The organism is Leifsonia sp. ALI-44-B (assembly GCF_001984125.1).
Taxonomy (GTDB): domain Bacteria; phylum Actinomycetota; class Actinomycetes; order Actinomycetales; family Microbacteriaceae; genus Okibacterium.
Window position 1 is genome coordinate 1578355 of record NZ_MTQL01000007.1, and the last position, 22589, is coordinate 1600943.

At 69.3% G+C, this 22589-nt stretch carries 15 protein-coding genes and 1 riboswitch; of the genes, 6 read left to right on the forward strand and 9 right to left on the reverse strand.

Features of this window, described 5'->3' with window-relative positions; genetic code table 11:
- Nucleotides 1-251: 251 nt before the first annotated feature.
- From ribH to ALI44B_RS14380, 5 genes are all read right to left on the reverse strand, one after another.
- Entirely contained in the window at nucleotides 252-734 is a 483-nt protein-coding gene (ribH, locus tag ALI44B_RS14360) for a 6,7-dimethyl-8-ribityllumazine synthase (protein WP_077055242.1), read from the reverse strand.
- 64 nt (nucleotides 735-798) lie between these two features.
- Complete coding sequence (locus ALI44B_RS14365) at nucleotides 799-2061, reverse strand: bifunctional 3,4-dihydroxy-2-butanone-4-phosphate synthase/GTP cyclohydrolase II (protein ID WP_077055243.1); 1263 nt, start codon at nucleotides 2059-2061, stop codon at nucleotides 799-801.
- A complete protein-coding gene (locus ALI44B_RS14370) occupies nucleotides 2058-2687 on the reverse strand; it encodes a riboflavin synthase (protein WP_077055244.1) in 630 nt (209 codons plus the stop codon). The genes ALI44B_RS14365 and ALI44B_RS14370 overlap by 4 nt, the downstream gene beginning before the upstream one ends.
- Nucleotides 2687-3748, reverse strand: a complete 1062-nt coding sequence (gene ribD / locus ALI44B_RS14375) for a bifunctional diaminohydroxyphosphoribosylaminopyrimidine deaminase/5-amino-6-(5-phosphoribosylamino)uracil reductase RibD (protein ID WP_077055245.1) — start codon at nucleotides 3746-3748, stop codon at nucleotides 2687-2689. The genes ALI44B_RS14370 and ribD overlap by 1 nt, the downstream gene beginning before the upstream one ends.
- 98 nt (nucleotides 3749-3846) lie before the next feature.
- Nucleotides 3847-4035: riboswitch (FMN riboswitch) on the reverse strand.
- A 60-nt stretch (nucleotides 4036-4095) separates the two neighbouring features.
- On the reverse strand, nucleotides 4096-5121 hold the full coding sequence (locus tag ALI44B_RS14380) for a sugar-binding transcriptional regulator (RefSeq protein WP_077055246.1): 1026 nt from the start codon (nucleotides 5119-5121) through the stop codon (nucleotides 4096-4098).
- Nucleotides 5122-5254: 133 nt separating this feature from the next.
- On the opposite strand from ALI44B_RS14380, the gene ALI44B_RS14385 reads away from it, so the two are divergent.
- From ALI44B_RS14385 to glpK, 3 genes are all read left to right on the forward strand, one after another.
- On the forward strand, nucleotides 5255-6988 hold the full coding sequence (locus tag ALI44B_RS14385; RefSeq protein ID WP_077055647.1) for a glycerol-3-phosphate dehydrogenase/oxidase: 1734 nt from the start codon (nucleotides 5255-5257) through the stop codon (nucleotides 6986-6988).
- A 183-nt stretch (nucleotides 6989-7171) separates the two neighbouring features.
- The gene (locus tag ALI44B_RS14390) at nucleotides 7172-7933 is read left to right on the forward strand and encodes an MIP/aquaporin family protein (RefSeq protein ID WP_077055247.1); all 762 of its coding nucleotides are present in this window, start codon (nucleotides 7172-7174) and stop codon (nucleotides 7931-7933) included.
- 104 nt (nucleotides 7934-8037) lie between these two features.
- The gene (gene glpK / locus ALI44B_RS14395) at nucleotides 8038-9552 is read left to right on the forward strand and encodes a glycerol kinase GlpK (RefSeq protein ID WP_077055248.1); all 1515 of its coding nucleotides are present in this window, start codon (nucleotides 8038-8040) and stop codon (nucleotides 9550-9552) included.
- Between the two features lie 126 nt (nucleotides 9553-9678).
- On the opposite strand, the gene ALI44B_RS14400 is transcribed toward glpK, so the two are convergent.
- The 4 genes from ALI44B_RS14400 to ALI44B_RS14415 form a co-directional block, all read right to left on the reverse strand.
- Nucleotides 9679-9993, reverse strand: coding sequence for a hypothetical protein (locus ALI44B_RS14400; protein WP_077055249.1), 315 nt, complete (start codon nucleotides 9991-9993; stop codon nucleotides 9679-9681).
- Nucleotides 9994-10193: 200 nt separating this feature from the next.
- Nucleotides 10194-11198, reverse strand: a complete 1005-nt coding sequence (trpS, locus tag ALI44B_RS14405) for a tryptophan--tRNA ligase (protein ID WP_077055250.1) — start codon at nucleotides 11196-11198, stop codon at nucleotides 10194-10196.
- A 16-nt stretch (nucleotides 11199-11214) separates the two neighbouring features.
- Nucleotides 11215-12066, reverse strand: a complete 852-nt coding sequence (locus ALI44B_RS14410; protein ID WP_077055251.1) for an exodeoxyribonuclease III — start codon at nucleotides 12064-12066, stop codon at nucleotides 11215-11217.
- Between the two features lie 9 nt (nucleotides 12067-12075).
- A complete protein-coding gene (locus ALI44B_RS14415) occupies nucleotides 12076-13329 on the reverse strand; it encodes a YihY/virulence factor BrkB family protein (protein WP_143459287.1) in 1254 nt (417 codons plus the stop codon).
- A gap of 127 nt (nucleotides 13330-13456) precedes the next feature.
- Here ALI44B_RS14415 and ALI44B_RS14420 point away from each other — a divergent pair, with 127 nt between their 5' ends.
- From ALI44B_RS14420 to ALI44B_RS14430, 3 genes are all read left to right on the forward strand, one after another.
- On the forward strand, nucleotides 13457-14878 hold the full coding sequence (locus tag ALI44B_RS14420; RefSeq protein ID WP_077055253.1) for an FHA domain-containing protein: 1422 nt from the start codon (nucleotides 13457-13459) through the stop codon (nucleotides 14876-14878).
- A gap of 134 nt (nucleotides 14879-15012) precedes the next feature.
- Entirely contained in the window at nucleotides 15013-16575 is a 1563-nt protein-coding gene (locus ALI44B_RS14425) for a serine/threonine-protein kinase (protein WP_077055254.1), read from the forward strand.
- The gene (locus ALI44B_RS14430; protein WP_077055255.1) at nucleotides 16572-22562 is read left to right on the forward strand and encodes an Ig-like domain-containing protein; all 5991 of its coding nucleotides are present in this window, start codon (nucleotides 16572-16574) and stop codon (nucleotides 22560-22562) included. Before ALI44B_RS14425 ends, ALI44B_RS14430 begins: the two co-directional genes overlap by 4 nt.
- Nucleotides 22563-22589 lie beyond the last annotated feature (27 nt).

Genomic DNA, 22589 nt, shown 5'->3' on the forward strand with positions numbered 1-22589 from the left:
CGCCGAGCGGCGGCGGAACCACGAAACACCGTTGGGCGGATGCGCCGGTCTCGCGCGGGCCGCCTCGGAAAAGGGGGAGATCCGCTTGTGGCGGACCTGAAAACCATACGCCAGCGCGGCGTGTCGCGCTAATCGGCGCGGATTTCGAGTCCGGGCGAGAGCCGCAAACCGCAAACGGCCCGTTCGCCCGCACACGCGAAAGCCGCGGGGCCCGTCCTGCACGGCCCCGCGGCTTGTTCGGCGAGATTTGTCTACGCGTTCGACGCGCCCCGCAGTTCGCGCAGCAGCACGGCCGTCGCCACGGCCGCCTGAGCCGCCTCGCGCCCCTTGTCCTCTTTCGAGTCGGGCAAGCCGGCGCGGTCGAGCCCCTGCTTCTCGTCGTCGAGCGTGAGCACACCGAATCCGACCGGTTTGCCGGTCGCGATGGTCACCTGCGTGAGACCCGAGGTGGCGGCATCCGAGACGTATTCGAAGTGCGGGGTGCCGCCGCGAATGATGACGCCCAGCGCCACGACCGCGTCGGCCCCGGACTCGAGGGCCACCTTCGAGGCGACGGGCAGTTCGAAGCTGCCGGCCACGCGCACGAGGCGGTGCGTGACACCCATCTCGTCGAGCGCCTTCTCGGCCCCCGCGATGAGCCCGTTGGTGATGACCTCGTGCCACTGGCCCGCGATCACGACCACGTTCAGGCCGGTTCCGTCGACGTGCAGGTCGGGCTGTCCTTCGCCACTCATGTGTTCCTCTTTCTCTGTGTTCGGTGTTGTGTGTTCGATGCAGACCGCATCGGATGTCGGGTGTCTAGTTGTCGTGCAGCGCGATGATGTGCCCCATGCGATCGCGCTTGGTGTTCAGGTAGGCCTCGTTGAACGCGCCGACTCCCACGATGAGCGGCACGCGCTCCGACACTGTGACCCCGTGCATCGTGAGCTGGCGCTCTTTCTCGGGGTTGTTGGTCAAGAGGCGCACCGACGTCATACCCAAGTCGTCGAGGATGGCCGAGGCGGCCTCGTAGTTGCGGGCATCGGCGGGCAACCCGAGCGCGATGTTGGCGTCGAGCGTGTCGAGCCCGTCCTCTTGCAGGCGGTAGGCGCGCAGTTTGTTGACGAGTCCGATGCCGCGCCCCTCCTGCCCGCGCAGGTAGATGACGACGCCGCCGTGGCGCTGGATGGTGTCGAGCGCGGTGTCGAGCTGCGGCCCGCATTCGCATTTCAGCGACCCGAAGGCCTCGCCCGTCAGGCATTCGCTGTGCACGCGCACGAGGGCACCCTCGGCGGCCGGGTTGCCCGAGACGATGGCCACGTGATCGGCGCCCGTGCGGCGGTCGTGGTAGGCGCGCATACGGAAGCTGCCGTGCGTCGTGGGCACGGTCGTCTCGACCTCGAAGCGCACGGCGGGGTCGGCGGGCGTCTGGTCTTCGCCGGGCGCCGTGCCGTCGCACAGGGCCTCGGCGTCGGGGTGTTCGACGATGTAGGCGATGAGGTCGGCGATGGTGATAACGGGCAGGCCGAACTCGGCGCCGAGCGCGATGAGCCCGGGCAGGCGCGTCATCTCGCCGGTGTCTTCGACGACCTCGCAGATGGCGCCGACGGGGGTGAGACCCGCGAGGCGCATGAGGTCGACGGCGGCCTCGGTGTGGCCGGGGCGTTCGCGCACGCCACCGTCGCGGGCGCGCAGCGGCACGATGTGGCCGGGACGGATGACGCTCGTGGCGGTCGACAGCGGGTCGCCCAGCACGCGCAGGGTCTTGGCGCGGTCAGACGCCGAGATGCCCGTCGTCACGCCCGTCGCGGCATCCACCGTCACGGTATAGGCCGTCTGGCGCAGGTCTTGGTTGCGCGCCACCATGGGCGGCAGCTCGAGCCGGTCGGCGTACTCGTTCGACATGGGCGCGCAGATGTAGCCGCTCGTGTGCCGGATGGTCCACGCCAACCACTCCTGCGTCGCATATTGCGCCGAGAGGATGACGTCGCCCTCGTTCTCGCGCCCCTCATCGTCGGCCACGAGCACGGGTTTGCCCGCGCGCAGCGCCTCGAGCGCCTCGGGAATCGTCGACAGGCTCATGAGTGGGTTTCCGTTCTGCGGGTGGTGATGGCCAGCATGCGTTCCATGTGGCGGGCCAGGATGTCGGTCTCGATGTTCACGGTGTCGCCCACGACGCGCTCGCCGAGGGTCGTGGCCGCGAGTGTTTCGGGAATCAGCGACACCTCGAACCACTGCGCGGGTTCGGCCGGGTCACTCACGGCCGAGACGGTCAGCGAGACGCCGTCGATCGCGATGGAGCCCTTGTCGACGACGAGCGGGGCGTGCTTCTCGTCGAGGCTGAAGCGCAGCACACGCCAGGCGCTGCCCTCGGTGATCGAGAGCAGCTGCGACGTGCCGTCGATGTGTCCCTGCACGATGTGGCCGCCGAGACGGTCGCCCACCTGGGCGGCGCGTTCCAGGTTGACGCGGCGCCCGACATCCGCCCCGGAGAGGGTCGACATGGCCAGGGTCTGCGCCATCACATCGGCCGTGAACGAGTCGGGGGTCTGGTCGACGACCGTCAGGCAGACGCCCGAGACCGAGATGGAGTCCCCGTGCGCGGCGCCCGTGACGGCGAGTGGCCCGCGCACGGTGAAGCGCGCGGCATCACCCGTGTGCTCGATGGCCGTGATCGTGCCCGTTTCTTCGATGATTCCGGTGAACATCAGTGCGTCCCTTCTGGGCGGGCGGTGACCACGAGGTCGTCTCCCAGCCGTTCGATCCCGTCGATGACGAGGCGTCGTTGTGCGTCGATGGTGCCGACCCCGAGGTCGGTGGTGGCGAGGCGCCCGCCGCCCAGCAGCGTCGGCGCAAGGTAGATGAGGTAGCTGTCGACGAGGCCCGCGCGCACGAAGGCGCTGGCCAGGGTGGGCCCGCCCTCGACGAACAGGGTGCGGATGCCTCGGGCGCGCAGCTCTGCGAGATCGGCCGCGAGGTCGCCTCCCGAGAGCGTCACGAGCTCGTGCGGATGCCGGCGCACGGAGGCCTCAGCCGGAACGGGTCGCGTGCCGAACACCACGGGAACGGGCTGAGCGCCCAGTAACGAGCCGTCGTCGGCGCGCGCCGTGAGCGACGCATCGTCGGCCAGGATCGTGCCCGTGCCGACGGCGATGGCATCGGATGCTGCGCGCCGGCGGTGCACATCGGCCCGCGCCGCTGGCCCCGTGATCCACTGGCTGGTGCCGTCGTCTGCTGCGGCGCGCCCGTCGAGGCTCGATGCCCACTTGACGGTGACGAGTGGCCGACCCAGGCGGGCCGTGACGAGCCAGTCGCCGAGCAGCGCTGTAGCCGCGGCCTCTTCTAGACCAGCGATGACCTCGACGCCACCGGCGCGCAGCCGTTCGGCGCCCCCGCCGGAGTGGCGGCCCGGGTCAGCCACGGCGTAGACGACGCGGGCGACGCCCGCGGCGAGCAGGGCCTCAGAGCAGGGCCCCGTGCGGCCCGTGTGGTTGCAGGGCTCGAGCGTGACGACGGCCGTGGCCCCGGCCGCGGCACCCGCGGGCAGCTGCGACAGTGCGTCGACCTCGGCGTGCGGTGTGCCGGCGCCGCGATGCCAGCCCTCGGCGATGACGGCGAATTCGCCCGTCGCGGGATCGGGCCGGGCGGCGAGGATGACGCAGCCGACCTGCGGGTTGACGCCCCGCGCCGGCCCGTTGCCCGCGTCGTCGATGGCGCGGCGCATGGCGCGTCGAAGCTCCGCCTCGGTGGGGGCTGGATTCCCGGTCATGTCGTCCTTGTGGTCTCTGTCGAGACGGACTCCGGGTGCGTTCTGAGCGCTCGCCGTCTGGGCGCGCGCTCTCGCCGGCCGTCGACATCGGTCGACGACCCGTGCTTCCTCTCATCCGGACTCGAGCCTGCTGGTGCAGACCCATAACCGTCGGTTCCGGAATTCCACCGGATCGGCCCTCGACGCGTTCTCGTCGCCGTGGGCCGGAGCCTCGGGCGGCAGGAATGTTTCTCGGGTTCGCGGACTATCACCGCCGGTTCGGACTCTCACCGACCCCGGAGCACGTTTCTGTTGCTGACTCTACCGAACGCCGCCGACCACGGGGTTATTCCGAGCGTCTTCGCGGCCTAATCCGACGAATTATGACGGCGCCAGCGCTCGGCCTGCGTGGCGTCGGCGGGCGCTCCGTCGACCAGTTCGCGCGCCGTGCGGGAGTCGAGGATGAGGTCGGTGATGAGGCCCGCGGCGAGGGCTCCGCGCAGGCTCGCGAGCTTCGAGGTGCCCGCGACGATGCACACGCGGCGCGACACCCGGCGCAGGACCTGCAGGTCGGGGCCCGAGGAGCGTTGGTTGAGCGCGATGCCGTCGTCCGAGCCATCCTCACGGAAGAAGACCGTCGCCACGTCGCCGACCACCTTGGCCTCGGCCAGGGACGCGAAGTCGTCGTCGTCGAGGTAGCCGCCGATGTAGACGTGGCTCGGCACCCCGGCGAAGGGCGAGCCGAGGCCGAAGACCGCGACATCCATGCCGGCCTGGATATCGATGACGCGGTGGATGCTGCGCTCACGCCACAGCGCCTTCTTCGTGCCCGGGTCGTCGAAGAACGCGGGCACGGGGAACTGCTGCACGTAGGCCCCGTACGCCCCGCCGAAGCGTTGCAGGATCTCGCTGGCATAGAGGATGCCCGTGGTGCGCGGGTTCGCGGCGCCGTTCAACTGCACGATCGACGAGTTGTGGGTGGCCTTGGCGACGAGGTGCCGCGACACGGCGCTCATGGTGCTGCCCCAGGCCACACCCATGGTCATGTTCGAGTCGAAGAAGCTGCCGAGAATCCGTGCAGCCGAGATGGCCACGCGTTCAAGCCGGTCGACGTCGCTCGTGAGTTCGGGAACGGGCACCACGTGGGCGACCACGCCATACCGTCGACGGATGTCTGCCTCCACCTGTCGCGGCATGTCGAGGGGCGAGCGCACCTGGATCTCGACGAGGCCGGTTTCGCGGGCGTGACTGAGCAGCCGGGAGACCGAGGAGCGCGAGGTGTGCAACTCGGAGGCAATGGCCTCCATCGTGAGGTCTTGCATGTAATACAACTGCGCGGCGGTCAGTGCGTCACGCGTTTTCGGCGTCAGTGCCGTGGTGGGCGAAGGAACCATGAGGCCATCCTTGCACGTTTGTGCACGCAATTTGACCGAGTGTGATCGAGGGCGTTCACTGATACGGACACAGACACAGTGCCGTGCTCCACACCCCCTGAAGCAATGGCGCGTAACAAGAGGAGTGACCGTCGTGAACGCCGCATCATCTTCATCCGCAACCCGTTCCAGCGTCCAGAGCCTGACCGAGCGTCCCCACGCCCAGGTTCTCGTCATCGGCGGCGGCATCAACGGCATCGCAACCTTCCGCGACCTGGCCCTGCAGGGCGTCGACGTCGTGCTCGTCGAGCGCGGCGACTACTGCTCGGGCGCCTCGGCCGCCTCGTCGCACATGATCCACGGTGGCGTGCGCTACCTGGAGAACGGCGAGTTCCGCCTCGTCAAGGAGTCGGTCACCGAGCGCAACGGTCTGCTCAAGATCGCGCCGCACTACGTGAAGCCGCTCGAGACCACCATCCCCATCTTCACCACCGTCTCGGGTGTGCTGTCGGCCCCCGGCCGCATCCTCACCCACAAGGGCGGCAAGCCGAAGGAGCGCGGGGCTGCGCTCATCAAGATCGGCCTGACCATGTACGACTCCTTCTCGCGTGACGGCGGCGCCGTTCCCCGCCACCGCTTCCACGGTCACAAGAAGTCCATGGCCGACCTGCCGAAGCTCAACGACAACCTCAAGTACACGGCCACCTACTACGACGCCTCGGTGCACGACCCCGAGCGCCTGGCCCTCGACGTGCTGCGCGACGGCCTGGCCCAGGGCCCGCACGCCCGTGCCGCCAACTACGTCGAGGCCGTCGGCGCCTCCGACGGCGGTGTCGTGCTGCGCGACGTCGTCTCGGGCGAAGAATTCACCGTGAAGGCGGATGTCGTCGTCAACACGTCCGGCCCCTGGACCGACCTCACCAACGAGGCCCTCGGCGAGAAGACGGCCTACATGGGCGGCACCAAGGGCTCGCACATCGTGCTCGACAACCCCGAGCTGCTCGCCGCCACCAAGGGTCGCGAGATCTTCTTCGAGAACAACGACGGCCGCATCGTGCTGATCTACCCGCTCAAGGGCAAGGTCATGGTCGGCACCACCGACCTCGAGGCGGATGTGCGCGAACCCGCCGTCTGCACCGAGGAGGAGGTCGACTACTTCTTCGGGCTCGTGAAGCACGTCTTCCCGACCATCGACGTCAACCGTGAGCAGATCGTCTACCGCTTCTCCGGCATCCGCCCGCTGCCCGGCCACGGCGACACGGCCCCCGGCTTCGTGTCCCGCGACTACCGCATCGTGCCCTCGACCTTCGGCACCGCCACGCTGCTCAGCCTCGTCGGCGGTAAGTGGACCACGTTCCGCGCGCTGGCCGAGCACCTCAGCAACGAGGTCCTCGAGCGCCTGCACCAGACCCGCAGCGTGTCGACGCTCGGCATGCCCATCGGTGGCGGCCGCGACTACCCGACCACGGATGACGCGCGCACCGTCTGGGTCACGAGCCACGGCCGCGAGGTGAGCCGCGCCCGCGCCGACATGCTGCTCGAGCGCTACGGAACGCGCGCCGCCGCCGTCATCGACGAGCTCGCCGAGTCGGGCGACACCCCGCTCGAGAACGCCGCCGAGTACAGCGCGCAGGAGATCGAATACCTCGTTCGCACCGAATCGGTCGTGCACCTCTCCGACGTGCTGCAGCGCCGCACGAGCCTCGCCTTCACGGGCCAGGCCACCGACGCGCTGCTCGCCGAGCTCGGTTCGATCACGGCCGGAGTCCTCGGCTGGTCGAGCGACGAGACCGCCGCCGAGATCGCCGAGGCCGCGCGCATCCTGCGCGAGGCACACGGTGTCGCGGTGGGCAGCACCAGCGCCAAGGAGGACGCGCTCAGCAAGTAGTCGGTCAGCGGGGAGGCTCGACGCCCTCGGGCGCGGCCTCCCCGCGAACCAACATTGAACGCATTCTCACGCGGAAGTCTTGTTTGCACGCTAGCGCGGTCGCTAGCGTGCAGATAGGTCGATATATAACCCGGAAGGGTCACCCGCCAGGGCGGCCCGAGAGTACTCGCAAGGAAGGTCAACGTGGACGTCAATTTGGGAACGATATTCCTCTCGGAAACCGTGGGAACAGCAATGCTGCTCCTGCTCGGTGGAGGTGTAGTCGCAAACGTAGTACTCGCTAAGTCCAAGGGCTTCGACGGCGGTTGGTTGCTGATCAACTTCGGATGGGGCCTCGCGGTCTTCTCCGGTGTGATCGTCTCCTACGCCTCAGGAGCCCACCTCAACCCGGCCGTCACGGTCGGCATCATCACGTCGGGCGCCGAAGAGTTCGTGCCCGGCATCCCCGTCGACTTCCTGTCGACGATCGTCTATTTCGCGGCGCAGATGCTCGGTGCCATCATTGGTGCGGTGCTCGTGTTCCTCGCCTACAAGAAGCACTTCGACGAGACGGAAGACGCCGGCGCCAAGCTCGGTGTGTTCTCGACGGGCCCCGGCATCCGCAGCTACGGCTGGAACTTCCTCACCGAGGTCATCGGCACGTTCGTGCTCGTGTTCGTCGTTCTCGGCTTCGGCCGCAACGGTGACGCGTCAGGCCTCGCCTCGCTCGGCGCCCTGCCCGTCGCGCTGCTCGTGGTCGCCATCGGTGCGTCGCTCGGTGGTCCCACCGGTTACGCCATCAACCCGGCCCGTGACCTCGGACCGCGCATCGTGCACGCCCTCCTCCCCATCAAGGGCAAGGGCACGAGCGACTGGTCCTACGCGTGGGTTCCGGTCGCCGGACCCCTCGTCGGTGGCGCCATCGCCGGTCTGGCCTCGCAGGTTCTCCTGCCCGTCCTGACCTGATCTGATTTCTCTTCTCTTCACCTGATCGACCCGGTGCGGATGCGCGCCTCAACCCCGACGCGCATCCGCCCACCCGAATAACCCTCTACAAAGGAGTAACTCTCATGACGGACTACGTCATCGCCATCGACCAGGGAACGACCTCGACGCGCGCGATCGTTTTCGACAAGAACGGTAACATCATCTCGACCGGTCAGCTCGAGCACGAGCAGATCTTCCCCAAGGCCGGCTGGGTCGAGCACGACCCGAAAGAGATCTGGAACAACACGCGTGAGGTGATCGGTACCGCGCTGTCGAAGGCGAACATCACGCGTCACGACATCCAGGCCATCGGTATCACCAACCAGCGCGAAACCGCCGTGGTGTGGGACAAGAACACCGGTGAGCCCGTCTACAACGCCATCGTTTGGCAGGACACCCGGACGCAGTCGATCGTCGACCGCCTCGCCGGCGACGAAGGCCTCGAGCGCTTCAAGTCCAAGGTCGGACTGCCGCTCGCGACCTACTTCTCGGGTACCAAGATCGTCTGGATCCTCGAGAACGTCGAGGGTGCGCGCGAAAAGGCCGAGGCCGGCGACCTGCTCTTCGGCACGACCGACAGCTGGGTTCTCTGGAACCTGACCGGTGGCACCGACGGCGGCGTGCACGTGACCGACGTCACCAACGCCAGCCGCACGCTCTTCATGGACCTCGAGACCCTCAGCTGGGACGACGAGATCCTCGAAATCTTCGGTGTGCCGAAGTCCATGCTGCCCGAGATCAAGTCCTCCTCGGAGATCTACGGCCACGCGTCGGGCCACAGCCTGCTGCGTGAGGTTCCCATCGCCGGCATCCTGGGCGACCAGCAGGCCGCCACGTTCGGTCAGGCCGCCTTCCAGCAGGGCGAGGCCAAGAACACCTACGGCACCGGTAACTTCCTCATCTTCAACACCGGTGAGGAGATCATCCACTCGGAGAACGGCCTGCTCACGACGCTCGGCTACAAGCTGGGCGACGCCAAGCCGCACTACGCGCTCGAAGGTTCGATCGCCGTCACGGGTTCGCTCATCCAGTGGCTGCGCGACAACCTGGGCATCATCAACTCGGCGCCCGATGTCGAGAAGCTGGCCGCGACCGTCGAAGACAACGGTGGCGCCTACTTCGTGCCCGCCTTCTCGGGTCTCTTCGCGCCGTACTGGCGTTCGGATGCCCGCGGCGCCCTCGTCGGTATGACCCGTTACGTGAACAAGGGTCACATCGCTCGCGCCGCGCTCGAGGCCACGGCCTACCAGACCGCCGAGGTGCTGGATGCCGTCAACGCCGACTCCGGCGTTCCGCTCACCGAGCTCAAGGTCGACGGCGGTATGACGGCCAACGACACGCTCATGCAGTTCCAGGCCGACATCCTCGGCGTTCCCGTCGTGCGCCCCGTCGTCGCCGAGACGACCGCCCTCGGTGCCGCCTACGCAGCCGGCCTCGCCGTCGGCTTCTGGAGCGACCTCGACGACCTGGGCAAGAACTGGCAGGAAGACAAGCGCTGGGAGCCCTCGATGGACAAGGGCGAGCGCGACCGCCTCTACCGCAACTGGAAGAAGGCTGTCACGAAGACCTTCGACTGGGTCGACGAGGACGTGCAGTAATTCTCTAGCGGTAATGCCCGGATCGGTTGCGATCCGCTGAGAGAGAGAAAGAGCCCCGAGGCTGATGCCTCGGGGCTTTTTCGTGTGCGGGGACGCCGTGCGGGGGGAGCCCCGGAGCCGGTCGGTTTAGAGGACGCCGGCGGTGGCGAGGCCCGCGAGGGCGATGAGGGTGGTCGAGACGGCGGCGATGCCCGCGGCGGCCTCGAGGATGCTCTGGCGGCGCTGGCGGAGCTGAAGCGTCTTCTCGAGCGAACCGGGTTCGAGGCTGGCCTGCGCTTCGCGGCGCGTGTCAAAGGTGCCGATGACGTTGCCGCGCGCGTCGGTGGCGATGTAGCGCCCATTGAGATGTTCGATGAGGCCCGCGTAGTTGCCGCCGGCGTTGCCGACGGTGAGCCGGTCGTCGATCTCGGTCCAGCTCGCGGGGGCGAAGGTCGTGCTCATCGTCGGTGATCTCTCTCTGTGTGCGCCAATGCTGACATCACTCAGATGTATAGGTAGTTAGAGACTCTAGCTAAATAAAGAGAGCCGGTTGCGGAAGCGGTCGTTGTCGTGCAACTGTCGCGCCATCGTGCGCCGTCCTGAACGGTCCGCGCGGCGTTGGTCGGCGATGGCTCGCGCGCCGACACGCGCCTCTTGGGCGCTCAGCGGCGGGGGAGGAGCCCGACGCGGTCGTAGACGGTGCGCAGAGTTGTGTTGGCGTGCTCGGCCGCGCGATCTGCCGCGGCTGCGAGCAGGCGGTCGAGTTCGGCGGGATCGGCGAGCAGCTCGTTGGTGCGCGCGCGGATGGGCTCGAGCGTAGAAGTGACGACCTCGGCGACACCCTTCTTGAGGTCGCCGTAACCGCGGCCCGCGTACTCGTTCTCGAGCGTCTCGATCGGCGTGCCCGAGAGGGCCGAGAAGATCGTGAGCAGGTTGGAGACACCGGGCTTCTCGTCGCGGTCGAAGCGAATCGCATTATCGGTGTCGGTGACCGCGCGCATGATCTTCTTCGCCGTGACCTTCGGGTCGTCGAGCACGCGGATGAGGCCCGCGTCGGTGTCGGCCGATTTCGACATCTTGGCCGTCGGGTTCTGCAGATCGTAGATCTTGGCGGTGGCCTTCAGGATGTAGGGCTCGGGCACCGTGAACGTCTCGCCGAAGCGGTGGTTGAACCGCCCCGCGAGATCGCGCGTGAGCTCGAGGTGCTGGCGCTGGTCTTCGCCCACCGGCACGACGTTGGTCTGGTAGAGCAGGATGTCGGCGGCCATGAGCACGGGGTAGGTGAAGAGGCCCACAGACGCCTGGTCGGCACCCTGCTTCTGCGACTTGTCCTTGAACTGGGTCATGCGCCCGGCCTCGCCGAAGCCCGTGATGGTGTTGAGGATCCAGGCCAGCTCGGGATGGGCCGCCACGTGCGACTGCACGAACAGCGTGGACTTGGCGGGATCGATGCCCGCCGCGATGTACTGCGCGGCCGTGGTGCGCGTGCGCTCGCGCAGCTCGGCCGGGTCTTGCGGCACCGTGAGCGCGTGCAGGTCGACGACGCAATAGTAGGCGTCGAACTCGTCTTGCAGCGCGACCCACTGAGTGAGCGCGCCGATGTAGTTGCCGAGGTGCAGCGACGACGACGACGGCTGCATACCGGAGAAGATGATGGGCTTGGTCATGAGGTTCTGGTTCTCTCTAGAGGGCGTAGTCGACGACGACGGGAGCGTGGTCGGACCAGCGCTTGTCGTAGGCCTCGGCCCGGTCGACCGTGTAGTTGGTGGCGACGGCCGCGAGGGCCGGGGTGGCGAGATGGTAGTCGATGCGCCATCCGGTGTCGTTGTCGAAGGCCTGACCGCGCCACGACCACCAGGTGTAGGGGCCCTCGACCTCGCCCGCGGCCTGGCGGCCCACGTCGACCCAGCCGAGGCCCGTGCCGGTCGACCCGTCGGCGCCCTCGACCGGCTCGCCCTCTGGGCCCACAAAGCGGTCGAAGTAGGCACGCTCGCGCGGCAGGAACCCCGAGCGCTTCACGTTGCCCTTCCAGTTCTTGATGTCGAGCTTCTGGTGGCCCACATTGAGGTCACCGAGCACGAGCGCGTAGTCGGAGTGTTTGGCCAGCTCTGGCAGGCGCTCGGCCATGGCGTCGAGGAATTTCCACTTCTCGTCTTGTTTCGGCGTGTCTTGTTCGCCCGAGTGCACGTAGGTGCTGACGACCGTGACGACCGTGCCGTTGACCTCGTAGTCGGCCTCGAGCCAGCGGCCCGCGCTGTCGAACTCGGCGGCGCCCAGCTCGACGCGGTGGATGTGGGCGCGATCACGGCTGGCGAGTGCGACGCCCGCGCGGCCCTTGGCGGTTGCCGGGTCGTGCAAGATGTTCCAGTCGGGGCCGAGCAGGCCCTCGAGGTCTTCGGTGGAGGCGCGCACCTCTTGCAGCGCGAGGATGTCGACGCCACGCCCGTCGAGCCACTCGCCCATGCCCTTGCGGAACGCGGCGCGCACGCCGTTCACGTTGACACTGGCGATGCGGAGGGGAGCTTTCGACGACATGGACCCAGCTTATAGGGGCCCTCCGACACCCGTTCGGCCGGTCGTACGGGCGGATGCGGTGCCGACGGGCGAGCCGTTCGGGGAGGCCTCGGCCAGGGCCTCGCGCGCGGCTTGCCACTCGCGGTGGGCCTGACGGAGGCGGCGACGGGAGAGGGGGCGCGACATCCAGGAGGCGTGTTCGTATTCGTCGCGGGCGTCGCGCAATTCGGCTTCGGCCACCACGAGGCGCGCGCGGCGTTCGGCGTCGAGACGCTCGGCGCGCGACATCCGGTGCAATTGCACGCCCTTGTCTTCGACGCCCACGGCGATCCACGACGCGGCGAGCAGGATGATGCGGCAGATCGCGTTGAACCAGATCAACAGACCGATGAAGACCGCGAAGGTGGCGAGCAGCGGGTTGCGCGACGCCGCCTGGATGACCCACCCGCTGAAGACGCTGAGCGCGGAGAGGGCGACGCTGCCGATGAGCGCGCCACCCGCCAGATCGCGCCAGGGAATGGGGATGCGGCTGAGGATGCGGTACATCGAGCCGATGGTGACGAGGTTGACCATGACGGCGACGAGCAGTCCGATCGCGCCCGCGGCCACCGTGCTCGCGCCCGAGTTCGAATCGATGCCGAAGAGGAAGAGGAGCCACGTGACGGCCTGCGTGCTCAGCACCGAGAACACGGCCGACGCGAACAGCATGACGCCGAAGACGAGGGCGAGCCCCAGGTCGACGGCCTTCTGCAAGAGATAGGGGCGGCTGTCGCGGGGAAGCGAGAACACCGAGCGGATGGCCTGACGCGTGTAGGCCAACCAGCTGATGGCGGTCCATAGGAGGCCGACGAGGGCGATCGTTCCCGTCCAGCCATACAGCCCGAGCCCCAGCAGGTCGTCGGTGTTGATCAGGCCGCCGGGGCCGATGAGGCCGGGGATGGCGCGGTCGATGATGTCGACGAGGGCCGAGTAGATGGCGGCGTTCGACGTGAGCCAGATGCCGGCCACCGAGAACACGACGACGAGGGCCGCGAAGACCGCGAAAAGGGATTGGAAGCTCATGCCGGATGCCAAAAGGTTGCCGTCGTTGAGGTTGTAGTTCATGACGACGCGGTAGATCTTCTGGCGTTGCACCCACCGGGTCACGCGCGTGGCCTGTTTCACGGGGCGATCGAGGCGTTTGACGAGCGCGTTGTCGCTCTGCTCGATGGCGCGTTCGAGGGGTGTCACGCCGGCTGCAACGGATGCGGGGGGCGACACACTCTCGTCACGGGGTGCTGGCACGGTCACAGCGTAGCGAAAGCGTTCGGCGGATTACCCGGCAGAGGCGGCGATCTCTTGGCAGAATGGGGGAACCGCGACTCGCCGAGGGTGGCGGCTCGCACCGACTGAGGCCACAGGGATCACCACATTGAGCATCGCCGACACCACCACTTCTTCGTCATCGACGTCGTCGCCGACCGCGCCGGCTGGCGACGCCCGGGCCGTTCGTTACACGCTGGCCGAGCAGGGTTCGCCCTGGATCTTCGTGGTCGCCGAGCGCAGTGCCGTGGCCATCAAGGCGCCCTCCGAGCCCGATGTGGTCGAGGGTTTGTGGGCCCTGATGCGCAGTGGCGAGGCTCGTGCCGATGAGTTGGCGGCCGTCATCCCCGAGTTCTCGGGCGAGCGGCGCACGGCCTTCGCGGTCGTGGGCGACGACGAGCCGAACGCGGTTTCCGGCACCGATGACGGCGCCGAGAGCTTCACGGTGATCGCACACGGCCGGGCGGCCGTCGATGCCCTCTCGGCGTCCGACGCCCAGCGTGCCGGGCGCGCGAGTAGCGGCTGGAAGCGCATCGAGGCCGACGGCGACGCGCCGTGGGCCCGCGAGGTTCTCACCGGTTCCCGCAAATTCGCACTGGGTGATCTTGCACAAGAGGTCGGCGCGGATGCCGTGGGCGTCTCGTTCCCGCTCGACGCCGGTGTCGTCGTCGCCAACCGCCTCGACGTCGCTCTGGCGGGGGCTTCGCTCGAGGCCACGGCAGAGCCGGAAGCAGTGGAAGCGGCGGAGGTCGAGCATGAGCGCGAGCCCGAGCCGCTCGAGGCAGAGCCCGAAGCCGAGCCCGCGCACGATGCTCCGGACGAGACCACCCGCATCCAGCCGCTCGGGCAGAGTCGGGGCGTCGAGGACGACGTGTTCTCCGAGGAGACGATCCTGACCCGCCGTCCGGCGCCCGCGGCCGAACCGCGCGTGCTCGACGTGAGCGATCAGGCCGGTGGAATGGACGGCGCGCCGTTGACCAAGGCGCCGGGCGTCGCCGCATCCATCGAGGCCGAGACCGAGACGGTCATCCGCCCGCGCCGCAGCGTCGTGCCGCGCCTGGCCGACGACAGCCTGTTGCAGCACGACGGCGAGACCGTGCTGCGCCCCGACATCGCGCGCCCGGTCGAAGACGAGACCGTTTTTCGCCACGTGCCGTTCGTGCCCGACGACCCACAGACCGTCATGTACGGGTTCCGCGTCAACGGCGGGCAGGCCTACCCGCTCGACGCCGTGCACTACTTCGGGCGCAACCCGCGGCAGCCGCGCATCCCGCTGCCCGACCCGTCGCGGCTCGTGCCCGTCGTGTCGTCGACTAAATCGGTGTCGGCCACGCACCTCGAGATCAAGCAGGTGGGCGACTCGATCGTCGCCACCGACCTGAAATCGACCAACGGCACGAGCGTCAACCTGCCCCATAAACACTGGCAGCGCCTGCGTCAGGGAGAATCGATCGTGGTCGTGCCCGGCACGCTCATCGATATCGGCGACGGTAACGTGATCGAGATCCTCCCGCCCTGGCGCGGCGAGTAGGGGCGCGCCGCCCCGCCGCACCCGCGCAGCCCGCTCGCGCACGGCCCGCACGCACGCGGCCCGCACGCGGGTAACCCGCACCCAGCAGCATCCCGAATTCCGTATCGCCCGAACCCGACCGAGGAAAGAGAACCGTGGGGAGACGACTGCCGTCACAGCCGCCGACGCTGCCGGGTTTCTCGTTCGTGCGCATACTCGGGTCGGGCGGGTTCGCCGATGTGTTCCTCTATGAGCAGGACAGCCCGCGGCGGCAGGTCGCCGTCAAGGTGATGCTGGCCGAATACGTGAACAACCATGTGCGGCAGATGTTCGCGGCCGAGGCCGACCTGATGGCGCAGCTGAGCGCGCATCCCTCCATCCTCACCGTCTATCAATCGGGCGTGGCGGGTGACGGACGGCCCTATCTCGTGATGGAACTGTGCTCGCAGACACTCGGCACGGGCTATCGCAACAACCGGCTCTCGGCCGCCGAAGCGTTGCGCGTGGGCATCAAGATCGGCGGCGCGGCCGAGAGCGCCCACCGCACGGGCGTGCTGCACCGCGACATCAAACCGTCCAACATTCTCATGACGGCATATGGCAATCCGGTGCTGAGCGATTTCGGCATCGCCGGTGCGGTCGACGAGATCGACGACGACGCGGTCGTGGGCATGAGCGTGCCGTGGACAGCTGCCGAGGTGCTGCGCGCCGACACCAACGGAACCATCGCGAGCGAGGTCTTCTCCCTGGGCGCCACCGTCTACACGCTGCTCGCCGGGCGGTCGCCGTTCGAGATCGAGGGCGGCGACAACTCGTCGGCGCAACTCATGTCGCGCATCAATCGCGGGGTCATCACACCCATCGGCCGCGATGACGTGCCCGAGAATCTCGAGCGCGTGCTGCGCAAATCGCTGGCCCGCAAACCCGAGAACCGCCACCGCTCGGCCATGGAGTTCATCCGCGAGCTGCAGGCCGTCGAGGCGTCGATGGGGCTGGCGCAGACGCAGCCCGACGTCAGTGTCGACGAGTGGGCGGATGTCGCGCCCGACGATCCCGACGACCGCACGCGTGTGAACCCCATCCGCGATGTGCAGCCCGTCGCGCGCCGACGTCGTGCACGCGGTGACCAGGCCATCGGCGAGCCGGGGCGGGGTGCCGGGGCATCGAACACTCCCGCGATGGGAATGGCGGGCGCCGGTGCGCGTGCCGTCGGGCGCGACGTCGCGGGTTCGACGGGCACCCGGGCGCGCGGCACCGCCGCCGACGCGCAGTCGCGATCGCGCCGCCGCGGAACGGCGACCGGGGGCGCCGGGGCTTCGTCGGCGCCCGCCGCATCGTGGCGATCGGGCCGCTGGTTCGTGGCGGCCATCGTCGCGTGCGCGGTTCTCGTGCTCGCCCTGGCTGCGACGGCCGTGTACGTCGTCGTGCGGGCGGGGAGCGCCGAAGCGGTTCCGGCGGTCCGAGATGTGGTCGCGACATCCGCCGACGGTTCCTTGACATTCAGTTGGCCAGACCCGGGCATCGAAACCGACGACCTCTATGAGATCGAGGTCGACGACGACAGCTCGAGCACCCAGCGCAGCACGACCTTCGTCGTGGCGGGTGAACCGGGCGACACGGTCTGCATCACGGTGCGCGTCAACCGCGACGGCTCGCTCGGCGACCGCAGCCCCGAAAGCTGCGGCGTGGTGCCCGAGGCGGGTACGGGCGCCGGATGATCCGCGCATTCCTCGCCCGACGCGGCGCGGCCCTCGCCACCGTGCTGGCCGGCGTGCTCGTGGTCGCCCTCATCGCCGTGATCTCCCTCGTGAGCACGGGCTATCGCGCCGACAACCTGAGCCTCGACGACGATTCGGTGTGGGTCACCAACCAGAGCCGGCAGGCGATCGGTCGCGCCAACGTGCGCGTGGGCGAACTCAACGCCGCGCTGGCCGTCGAACGCGCCGGCACCGGCGCGACGGGCGTGGATGTGGTGCAAGACGGGGCTACCGTGCTGCTCGTCGACCGCGCGGCCGGGAGCGTCGGCCGCGTCGATCTGGCCACGGCCACCGTGGACGAACCGGTTCCGCTGCCGCCGGGGGCCTCCGACGTGCACGTGGCCCGCGGCCGCGTCGTGATAGCGCGCGGCGGCGACCTGTGGCTTCTTCCCACGGCCTCGCTCGAGGACTTCCGCTCCGACGACGAGCCGACGGTGTCGCTCGGTGCCGATGCGCTCACAGCGGTGGCGCCGACGGGAGACATCTTCGTCTACCGCGCCGAGACGGGGCGGCTCTCGCACCTCGGGCCGGGAAGCGACCGGGTCGACGACGCGACGACGATCGGCACGGGCGCGACCGATACCCCGCAAGACGGGGGAGTCGACGGCGGTGCGGACGGGGGAGCGGACGGGGCGCCGGCGGTGGCCGGTTCCCCGGGTTCCCTGCAACTCACGGCCACGGGCGATCGGTATGCGCTGCTCGACCGCGACGCCGGGCTGCTGCACACGCCATCCGGTCAGATCGACCTGGCCGACATCGACGGGTTGGATGCCGACACCGCCGTCGTCCAGCAACCCTCCGCCGCCCGCGACGGAGTGCTCGTCGCCACCGCCGATTCGCTCGTCGAAGTGTCGTCGTCGGGCGCCGGGCGCGTGCTCGCGACGGGAGCGTTCGGGCCGGCCGTCGCCCCCGCATCGACTCCGAACCCCGCGGCGGGCGCCGCGGGCGAATGTCTCGTGGGAGCCTGGCGGAGCGGGACCGTCGCAACCCTCTGCGGCCGGCCGTCGAGCGATGCCGACGCCCGCGTGTCGACCGTCAGCGGGTTGGTTCCCGGCGCCGACCTCGCCTTCCGGGTGCTCGAGGACCGCGTCGTGCTGAACGACCGGGTGGGCGGCGGCTCCTGGGCCGTTCTCGACGGCAACCGGTCGATCGACAACTGGGACGACCTGCTCGCCGACACCGACACCGAGGAACAGGTCGAAGAGAACACCGACGACACCCCGCCCGAATACGACGAAGAACAGAAGCCCCCGGTCGCGGTCGCCGACAGCCTCGGGGCGCGGCCCGGACGCTCGACGCTGCTTCCCGTGCTGCTGAACGACTACGACCCCAACGGCGATGTGCTCGTCATCGACGGCGTCGGGGAGGTGCCGACGGACACCGGGCGCGTCGACCTCGTGAACGACGGGCAGAGCATCAAGCTGACCCTCTCGCCCGAGGCCAGGGGCGACCTCCGGTTCGCCTACTCCATCAGCGACGGCCGTGGCGGCACGGCGACGGCCGATGTGACCGTGACGGTGCGCGGGGACGACGAGAACGGCCCGCCCGCGCAGGTGCGGCCGACGCGCACGACCGTCGCTTCGGGCGGACGCGTGAGCACCCAGGTGCTCGGCGACTGGGTCGACCCCGACGGAGACCCCCTCTACCTCACGCGCGCGAGCGTCGACGCACCCGACCTGACGCAATTCACCCCCGCAGGTGAGGTCGTCTACACCGACGGCGGCACGGGAGCGGAAGCCCGCGACATCCCGCTGCTCGTGTCGGACGGCCGGGCCGAGGGCGCCGGTGTGTTGGCCGTGAGCATCAAACCGTCGGGTCAGGTGCCCATCATCACCGACGGGTTCGCCGTGACCGCCTATGCAGGCGAGGATGTGCGCATCACGCCGCTCGATCACGCGCGCGGCGGCTCGGCACCCCTGCGCCTCGTCAACGTTCCGAGCCGCGACGGATCGACCGTCGTGCCGGACTACGACCTCGGCACGTTCCGTTTCACGAGCGGCGAGGCGCGCACCCACTTGCTCGAGTACACCGTGACCGACGGCGTGCTCACCGAGACGGGCCAGGTGCGCATCGACGTGCTGCCGAATCCCACCGGCGCGGCACCCGTCACGGTTCCGCACACGGCTTTCGTGCGCGAACAGTCGAGCCAGGATGTCGCCGTGCTCGAGCAGGACTTCGACCCGGCCGGCGGCGTGCTCGTCGTCACGGGCGTCGACGACGCGCCCATCGACAGCGGCATCCGCGTGGAGGTCGTCGAACAGCGGCTCGTGCGCATCACCCTGACGCGGCCGCTCGAGGCGCCGACGCCCATCGGCTACCACGTGTCGAACGGCACGGCCGAGAGCGACGGCACGATCACGGTCATCCAGGTGCCGACGCCCGCCGTGCGACAGGCGCCCATCGCCAACCCCGACACGGCGTCGGTGCGCGTGGGCGACGCCATCGACATCCCCGTGCTCGCCAACGACCGGCACCCCGACGGCGACGCCCTCACCCTCGACGCCACCCTCAGCCGACAGGTTCCGGGCAACGCGGGTCTGCTCTTCGTGTCGGGCACGGTTCTGCGCTACCTCGCGCCGCGCGAACCCGGAAACTACACGGCGACCTATCGCGTGCGCGGGCCCGACGGGCAGTGGGCCGACGCCGACGTCACGATCACCGTGCGCGAGGCCGACGCGGCCGGCAACCGTCCGCCCGTGCCCAAGACCGTGACGAGCCGCGTGCTCGCGGGCGACACCGTCCGCGTGCCGATCCCGCTGCAGGGCATCGATCCCGACGGCGACTCGGTCAAGCTCGCGGGGCAGGCCAGCAACCCGGAAAAGGGTGCCGTGACGGCATCCGGAATCGATTGGTTCGAGTACGAAGCGGGCGCCTATTCCACCGGAACCGACGAATTCTCGTACACGGTCGTCGACACGCTCGGTCAGACCGCGACGGGAACCGTGCGCATCGGCATCAGCCCGCCGCGAGACGGTGCCCGCAACCCCGTCGCGACCTCCGACGAGGTGACGACGCGGCCGGGCCGCACCATCACGGTGCGCCCGCTCGACAACGATTCCGACCCCGACGGCGACACGCTCACCATCACGGGCGTCACGCCGACGACGCCGGGGGCCGCGGCCGAGGTGCGCGGCAGCACCATCCGCGTCACGGTTCCCGACGGGCGCGGTCGTTACGGCTTCGTGTACGACATCGAGAACGGCCGCGGCGGCACGGCATCCACCTTCCTCACGGTCGTCGCCGACCCGGATGCTCCGGCCGCCAGGCCCCTGGCCCGCGACACCGTCCTCTCGCTCAGCGATATCCAAGACGCCGACGAGGTGACCGTCAACCCGCTGAAGAACGTGTTCTTCGCCGAGGGAGAGGTGTCCTCGCTGGACCTCACGATTCCCGGCGACTTCGCCCAGGCCGCGCGCATAACCAGTTCGAAGCGCGTCGTGGTCGCCGTGACGAACGAGAGCCAGATCATCCCCTTCGTCGTCGCCCACCCCGACGACGCCGACGTCACGGCCACGGCTTTCATCTGGGTGCCGGGCAAGCGGGATGCGGTGCCGCAACTCAAGGCGGGTGTGAAACCGATCAGCGTCACGAGCGGCGAGAGTGTCGACATCCGGCTCGCCGACTATGTGATCGCGCCAGACGGACGCGACGTGCGCCTCACGGACACCGCCACGGTGCGGGCCACCCACGCCGATGGTTCGGCCCTCACGGTGGACGACCGCACCCTGCGTTTCCGCAGCGCCGACGGCTACTTCGGGCCGGCTTCGATCTCGTTCGAGGTCACCGATTCGGGCGGGGGCGGCGCAGGGGGCGCGGCGAAGGCGGCCACGCTCGTCCTGCCGATCGACGTGGTGCCCACCGAGAACCAGCCGCCCGTCTTCACGGGGGGCCAGATCGACTTCGAACCGGGGCAGTCGAAGGACATCGACCTCACAAAACTCACGCGCTATCCCTACGCCGACGACCTGGACCAGCTCGCGTTCAGCGTGCTCGACCCGCGCGCCACCGGTTTCGACGTTGCGCTGTCGGGCAGCACCCTGACGGTCACGGCCCGCGCCGATACGCCGAAGGGGTCGGCGTCGAGCGCGCTCATCGGCGTGCGTGACACCGCGAACCCGGGTCAGAACGGGCGCCTCGACCTGCGCGTCGTCGCCTCGACGCGTCCGCTGGCTCAGCCCGCCACCGACCAGGTCATCGCGCCCCGCGGCCAGACCACCACGGTCAACGTGCTGCAGAACGACCAGGCCACCAACCCCTTCCCGGGCGAACCCCTCACGGTCGTCGCGGTGCGCGGCGCCGACGGGCAGAACGTGCCGGCGGGGGTCAGCATCACGCCGTCGGCCGACCGCTCGACGCTCTCCATCCAGGTTTCGGGCGATGCGGCCGCTCGCGACACCACGGTGCAATACCAGGTCGCGGATGCCACGGGCGATCCGGCCCGGCACACGTGGGGCACCGTGCGCATCAGCGTTCAAGACGCGCCCGACCCCGTGAGTGCCGTGCGCGTCACAGGCTTCGACGACCGCGGCATCACCGTCACGTGGGTGCCGGGCGCCGCCAACAACGCGAGTATCACGGGATTCCGGGTGGGCGTGCGTCCCGCGGGTGGCGGGGCCGCAACAACGACGGCCTGCGCAGCGACGACGTGCCGCGTGCCGACCCCCGGCAACGGCAGCGACAACGCCGTCACACTCGAGGTGGTGGCCGAGAACAGCATCGGGGCGTCAACGCCGACCGGGCTGGCCGAACGCGTCTGGTCCGACGTGATTCCGGCCGCACCCGCCGGCATCACTGCCGAACCCCTCGACGGGGGCCTCCGCATCGGCTGGGATGCCGTGAGCATGCCGTCCGGCGCGAGCCCCGTGCGCACCTACGTGGCCACGGTCGGCGGCCGCGAACGCAGCATCGCCGCCACCGGAAGCTGTTCGGGCGGCCGGTGCACGACCGAGGTGCAGGGCCTGCCCAACGGCAGCCGCGTCGACCTCACCATCTCGGCGCGTAACGACGCGTATCCGGCCCTCTCGAAGTGGAACAGCGCCGCGGGCCAGGGCACACCCTTCGGCGCCCCGAGCGGCGGCGGCGTGCGCGCCGACGGCGACTCCGGCAGCGGCACCGTGACGGTGTCGTGGTCGGGCTTCGGCTCGAACGGCGACCCCATCGCCGGGTACTTCGTCGAGCGGCTCGCGAACGGACAGACCCCGACGGGCTCCGGCGCCTGCCGGGTGTCGAGTCCCGCGCCCGGCACCGTCACGCCGCCCGTCGCCGGGGGATCGGTCGTCGAGGTCCGCTCAGAAGGGGCGGGCGCGTCATCCACCGTTTTCACCGGTCTCGACGAGGCGAACAAGACGTACTTCTTCGCCGTCTGGGCCTACAACCGCGCGGGCTGCGCCGTCTCGAACGTGACCGAGGTGCGCATCCGGCCGACGCCCGGCGACGCCCCACGCGCCGACGGGGTCATGGTCGAGACCGCGCGTTCCACCTACGACTACCGCGTCACCAACCTGCAGCCGCGGGCCGACCGCTACCAGATCGCCACGGTCGACGCGGCCGGCAACCGGGTCGGATCCTGGGTGTCGTTCGCCACCGGATCGTTCCCGCGTGAGGTGCTCGAGCTGCCCACCGGGCAGCGCGTGCAGTTCGCGCTGCGAGCCTGCAACGTCTACGCCGTCGTCGAGGTGTGCGGTGACCCCGCGGTCATGACCGCGCCCGAGACATCCCTCGCGTTCCGGCCCGTCGACCTGCGCTACGACGGCGCGGCCGGCGCGTACAGCTGGACCGCCCTCCCCTCGAACGGGCCCGACTACCCGGCCACCGCCCTGTGCGTCGACCAGGCCAACCCCGAGAACATGGGCACCAGCTCGGCAACCGGATGCTCGTTCCCCGCGCCGCCCGTCGACCCCGCGCTGTTTATCACCATCGGCGGCAAGAGGATTCAGGTGACCCCATGACGCGTGCCCCGGCATTCCACCCCCGAA

What these genes read in the sequence shown, in the direction of transcription:
- ribH (WP_077055242.1), bottom strand. Translation starts at nt 734, where the DNA reads ATGAGTGGCGAAGGACAGCCCGACCTGCACGTCGACGGAACCGGCCTG.
- ALI44B_RS14365 (WP_077055243.1), bottom strand. Translation starts at nt 2,061, where the DNA reads ATGAGCCTGTCGACGATTCCCGAGGCGCTCGAGGCGCTGCGCGCGGGC.
- ALI44B_RS14370 (WP_077055244.1), bottom strand. Translation starts at nt 2,687, where the DNA reads ATGTTCACCGGAATCATCGAAGAAACGGGCACGATCACGGCCATCGAG.
- ribD (WP_077055245.1), bottom strand. Translation starts at nt 3,748, where the DNA reads ATGACCGGGAATCCAGCCCCCACCGAGGCGGAGCTTCGACGCGCCATG.
- ALI44B_RS14380 (WP_077055246.1), bottom strand. Translation starts at nt 5,121, where the DNA reads ATGGTTCCTTCGCCCACCACGGCACTGACGCCGAAAACGCGTGACGCA.
- glpK (WP_077055248.1), top strand. Translation starts at nt 8,038, where the DNA reads ATGACGGACTACGTCATCGCCATCGACCAGGGAACGACCTCGACGCGC.
- ALI44B_RS14400 (WP_077055249.1), bottom strand. Translation starts at nt 9,993, where the DNA reads ATGAGCACGACCTTCGCCCCCGCGAGCTGGACCGAGATCGACGACCGG.
- trpS (WP_077055250.1), bottom strand. Translation starts at nt 11,198, where the DNA reads ATGACCAAGCCCATCATCTTCTCCGGTATGCAGCCGTCGTCGTCGTCG.
- ALI44B_RS14410 (WP_077055251.1), bottom strand. Translation starts at nt 12,066, where the DNA reads ATGTCGTCGAAAGCTCCCCTCCGCATCGCCAGTGTCAACGTGAACGGC.
- ALI44B_RS14430 (WP_077055255.1), top strand. Translation starts at nt 16,572, where the DNA reads ATGATCCGCGCATTCCTCGCCCGACGCGGCGCGGCCCTCGCCACCGTG.